The sequence below is a fragment of the Paracoccus methylarcula genome, assembly GCF_003007735.2.
Lineage (GTDB): Bacteria > Pseudomonadota > Alphaproteobacteria > Rhodobacterales > Rhodobacteraceae > Paracoccus > Paracoccus methylarcula.
This window is the reverse complement of sequence record NZ_PXNQ02000024.1, coordinates 1-4,150: the sequence shown is the minus strand read 5'-3', so window position 1 is coordinate 4,150 and position 4,150 is coordinate 1. Positions and strand designations below refer to the sequence as shown.

The following is a 4,150-nucleotide window of genomic DNA, read 5'->3' as shown; positions in this document are numbered from 1 at the left end:
TCGCCTCCGTCGCCGCCGGTCAGATCGGCGGCGGGATCTCCCGTGAGAGTTCCGCCATGAGCACCGCCGCCGCCGCCACCGCCGCCGCTACCATCACCGCCCCATGCGCCATCAGTTCCCGAATCGCCAGCATTCGCCCCACCAGCTCCACCGGCCCCCCCGTAAGGACCTGCTCCATCCTCGCCTGCCTGTCCCGGCGCACCACCTTCGCCACCAGCTAAGTCACCAAAGACACTACCTTCCCCGCCCTCGGCGTGGGGTAAAGATTGCGCCTCCACTGGCGCGACCATCAGCGGCAATACTGTCGCCCCGACGCTGACCAGCGCCAGCACAAAAGCGATATTTGCCGGATGGGTCAGTGCCGTCCCGGAAAGCAGCATTCCTATGCGCCGTGCCTTGGCGGTGTCAGCTGAGCGGATCATGTCTTACTCCCTCGTTCTCTTTGTATTGGTTCCGACAGGAAATACTCAGGAACGAGTGGAGAGGGCCGCGAGATAATATATATTTTTCCCGATATCCGGCTTCGACTCCGTCTTCTACATCAATAAAGTTGGATTCATCCAAATAATCACCAGCAGTATGTTTAGATAAACAGGAAAAATTATCGGAATACGGGGCCGGATAACGAATTTCATCGTCATAAACCGCACTCACAGCAAATAAACCTGCCATGGCCATTCCTCCCCTGTGAGGTGCCCGCAACGCATGTGATACCGCTTAACCGCGTGGAGGATAAAATTCCTACGCCACCGAATCCCTATATAGTGACGTTAACCAACCCGACTCCGACCCGCCACGAACCAATTCTGCGGAATTCTGACTGAATCTGACAATCCGGCCGTCAATATGACGACCGCGCAGGACGTCGCTGCGGATTGCCATTCAGTATTGCACCAGGCTGGCAACGCCACTGGCAACACCGTTCGTCCAGCTCCATTCGTCATAGGAGGTCAGGCATTTGGTTGTCATGGAGTCGTCGCATGGCGATATGTTTTCGGCGGAAGGCGAGTTGCATGCGCCAAGCCCAAGCAGGACCAACGGGATCAGGATCAACCTCGCGTTTCTCGGATAGCTTGTCATCATGGCACTCCCCATTCAAAAACCTGGCATGACCGTCGGTGATCCGGTGTTCAGGCGGAGTTTTTTAATTGCCGGATCGTTGCCCGGTCACGCTAGCGTGAGTGCGGATTCAAAATCCACCTACCTATTCCATGGAATTCTGCGGAAATCTTGCATCCCGCATCCCGCGCTTGCCTCCTGCATGAAGTCCTGCAACGCTGAGCTGTTATTCAGACAAGGAAGCAGCAAGCGGGGCGGGAGGAAGCTCAGACATGCTTGATCTCAAAACTGTCCTGGTTGTCACATTCGCAATCGCCGGCTTGCAGGCCATCGCCTGGACCTTTGTCTGGCTGACGTGGCGGCATCTCTACCAGCTGAAGTTCCTTGCTGCAGGATTGGCAGCCATCGCGCTTGGGCTTTTCCTCATGATCCTGCGCAGCGTGGAACCGGCGGGATGGAGCATCGTGCTGGCCAATACCACAATCAAGCTGGGTCTCGTTTTGCTCGCCGAGGGGCTTGCCCGTTTCCTGGGTCAGCCCCGTTATAGCTGGATCGGGGTATCGCTGCTCATATTGCATGTCATCGGCTGGAGCATCGCCGTCACCCTTGATCCGGGCAACGTCGCCATCCGGGTGCATATGTCGACCATCTTTACCTTGATAATGATGTCGGTGATGTGTCTGGGCTTGGCCCGTGACAAGACCCAACCGACCCTTCTGCGTTGGATCACCATCGGCATATTCGTCGAATACATGGCCTCCAGCATTGCGCAGAGCGTATTCGAACACAGGCTGCCGTTTTCAGAGACATCGTTGATTCTGGCCAATCATAACAGCTGGTATCTGCTTCAGGGGGCGCTATTCCAGATCGCCTTCTTCGCCTGCATGCTGTTCATGGTCAGCTCCCGGCTGTCGAACGACCTGCGTGAAAAGAACGCCGCCCTGTCGCGAGAGATCACGATGCGACGACAGCTCGAGGCGAAGCTGAGCGCAAGCCTCGAAACCGAACGCGGCCTGCGCGAGGAGCAGACCGATTTCATGCGAATCGTCGGTCATGAGTTCCGCACCCCGCTGGCCATCATCCGCAATGCGACCGACATGATCGCGCTTGTCGGCAACAGGTCGCCCGATGCCACGAAGGACCGGATCGCCGCGATCGGCGAGGCGATCGACAGACTGGTCTCGCTGATCGAGCGTTTCATGGCCAAGGACCGCGACACCGGATTTCAACCCGAGCCGGTCCGGATCGGATCGCTTGTCGCGGATGTAAGATTGCATTTCGAATTGACCGGACGTGGTGAACGGCTGCGCTTCGCGGTCGAGGAGAGTGAAACATTGCTTTTTGCCGATCCCGAGATGCTGGCAACCGTTTTGATCAACCTGATCGACAATGCGCTCAAATATTCGCCGGAGGATCAGCAGATCGATATCGATATCCGAACAGGTGAGCACGAGATTTGCATCGGGGTCCATGACCACGGCATCGGCATTCCGCAAGCCGATCTTCACAAGATCGGCCGGCGTTTCTTCCGGGCCTCGAATACGCAGGCGGGAACCGGCACCGGTCTTGGGCTTTATATGTCGCGCAAGCTGCTCACCTATCACGGCGGCAAACTGCAACTGTCCCCCAATGAGCACCGGGGCATGACGGCGATGGTCAGTCTGCCGCTGCCGCGTGGATCGGAACAAATGCCCCTGCCAGAGGATCTGCCGGCATGACGCATATTCTGATTGTCGAGGATGAAGACCGCCTTCGTCAGGATCTGACCGATTTTCTCGAACTGACGGGCTACACCACAGCGGGGGCCGCCACGGCGCAGGATATGCGCCAGACACTTGCCAATGCCCCCCCGCCCGATATCGTCATTCTCGATGTCGGGTTGCCGGACGGCAACGGCTTCGATCTCGCGGCTGAAATTCGCGGCTCAGGTAATTGCGGCATCATCATGCTGACCGCATTGGGCGAGACGGATGATCGCATTCTCGGCTATGAAAGCGGTGCCGACATCTACCTGGTCAAGCACAGCACTCTGCGAGAAATCGAAGCCGCAATTCGCAGTCTTTTGCGCCGCACGGGAAGTTTGGACGATCCCGGCAGCGGCGACATGGATCAGTGGGTTCTGAATGTTGCGGACTGGACGCTGGTCGCCCCGAACCTCCACGTGCTGAAGCTGACCGCAACTGAATTCGCCTTCATGCACATGCTGAGCGCGCATTCAGGAGAAATCTGCACCAGAGAGGAACTGGCGGACGCTCTGGCCCGTCCCAACTGGCCCTTTGACAACCGACATCTGGATGCCGTGGTCAGCCGCTTGCGCCGCAAGATCGAAGAGCGCGTCAACCTGCCTGCCCCGATCAAGGTCGTCTACGGGGTTGGCTATACGTTCACCGCCGGATTGAGTGCATCGTGATGTGGTTCGGTCATATTTAGGCATATCCTAGTGCGACCGTGCCTGAGCCACACATTCATGCGTGGTTTATTCACAGTCGGGGGCGACGAGCTTCTCCTCTGAAACTTCTAATCTTCAAGCTGAACCCGAGCGGAACGCAGACGCTGCTCCTGTGCAAAATCAGGTCGGCTCATCAGAGAAGATGTCTGGATGGCCGCGCTTGCCGGACCTCTCAACACACCCGCTGCCCTGCCTACCAATTTTGGGCCGCCGCAAGCCGGAATTTTCGGCCTTGCGGCGAAACCTCGGCCTGAGCCCATTTTTGAAGGATGCTGCATATTGCCCTGATGAGTACTATGCGCAAGAAGCCGCATTTGCAAAGTCACGTCCAAGGCTCGGAACCAGTCAGAAAAGTTGCGAACTGATGCTGCGATGCGGCCCGTCGTTTAGGTCAGCCGGGATCCTGCGCTCATTGGTAGACTAGGTGACGCTGGTTCCAGGAAACGGCGAACTAGCCATCGTCCTTCGCGGCAATCTCGGCGCGATCCTACGCTTTGCGGCTGGCCGCAAGAACTCGGATTTCCTGTCGGAAGTCGAGACCCTGGACAACCTGCTGGCACAGTCGGAAAGATCGCGGAAATCGGCGCGTGGACATGCAAAAACCTCCGCGACGGGGTCGGCGGAGGTTTCGCAATTATCGGT

Annotated in this window: 5 protein-coding genes and 1 pseudogene; 3 read left to right on the top strand and 3 right to left on the bottom strand. The window is 57.6% G+C overall.

Annotated features, from left to right (window positions below; all coding sequences use genetic code 11):
• The 3 genes from A7A09_RS21210 to A7A09_RS20435 form a co-directional block, all read right to left on the bottom strand.
• Positions 1–422, bottom strand: a 422-nt coding sequence (locus tag A7A09_RS21210) for a hypothetical protein (RefSeq protein ID WP_211341202.1), incomplete at its 3' end; no start/stop codon positions are given.
• Positions 406–672 carry a hypothetical protein gene (locus A7A09_RS20680; protein WP_148043740.1) on the bottom strand — a complete coding sequence of 89 codons (267 nt, stop codon included), beginning with the start codon at positions 670–672 and terminating at the stop codon, positions 406–408. The genes A7A09_RS21210 and A7A09_RS20680, both read right to left, overlap by 17 nt.
• 210 nt (positions 673–882) lie before the next feature.
• Positions 883–1,080 (bottom strand): hypothetical protein, encoded by a 198-nt coding sequence (locus A7A09_RS20435; RefSeq protein WP_148043739.1) that lies wholly within the window; start codon positions 1,078–1,080, stop codon positions 883–885.
• A gap of 251 nt (positions 1,081–1,331) precedes the next feature.
• Here A7A09_RS20435 and A7A09_RS20430 point away from each other — a divergent pair, with 251 nt between their 5' ends.
• From A7A09_RS20430 to A7A09_RS21205, 3 genes and pseudogenes are all read left to right on the top strand, one after another.
• Entirely contained in the window at positions 1,332–2,777 is a 1,446-nt protein-coding gene (locus A7A09_RS20430; protein WP_106693106.1) for a sensor histidine kinase, read from the top strand.
• Complete coding sequence (locus A7A09_RS20425) at positions 2,774–3,469, top strand: response regulator transcription factor (RefSeq protein WP_106693105.1); 696 nt, start codon at positions 2,774–2,776, stop codon at positions 3,467–3,469. Before A7A09_RS20430 ends, A7A09_RS20425 begins: the two co-directional genes overlap by 4 nt.
• 463 nt (positions 3,470–3,932) lie before the next feature.
• A pseudogene (locus A7A09_RS21205) lies at positions 3,933–4,150 on the top strand (recombinase family protein); the annotation flags it as partial.